This window comes from Aquabacterium sp. A08, assembly GCF_011742065.1.
In genome coordinates, this window is record NZ_JAAQQT010000107.1 from 1 (window position 1) to 465 (window position 465).

Consider the following 465-nt stretch of genomic DNA (forward strand, 5'->3'; position numbering starts at 1 on the left):
CATGTTTGTCGGAGCTGTGGCAGCAATGCCCGTTTCAACCTTCAAGCCACAGGAGTGTTTGCCATGGCCGCCATCATCAACACCAACGTCAGTTCTCTTACTGCTCAGAGGAACTTGACGACCAGTCAGTCTTCTCTGTCGCAATCCATCCAACGCCTGTCGTCGGGTCTGCGCATTAACAGCGCCAAGGACGACGCTGCCGGTCTTGCCATCTCTGAGCGGTTTACTAGCCAGATCCGGGGACTTAATCAGGCGGTGCGCAACGCCAACGATGGTATTTCCCTAGCGCAGGTCGCAGAAGGTGCGCTTGCGAACGCCAGTTCAATTCTCCAGCGCGTGCGTGAACTGTCGGTGCAATCAGTTAACGCTTCCAACAGCGCCAGCGACCGCAAGGCGCTGCAGGCAGAAGTGGGGCAACTGCTGTCGGAGCTGGACCGCATCGCGGTGACCACCGAGTTCAACGGC

The 465-nt window shown here is 58.1% G+C and carries 1 pseudogene; it reads left to right on the forward strand.

Going from position 1 to position 465, the window contains the following annotated elements:
- Positions 1–63: 63 nt before the first annotated feature.
- Positions 64–465 (forward strand): annotated as a pseudogene (locus HA630_RS00615) (flagellin); the annotation flags it as partial.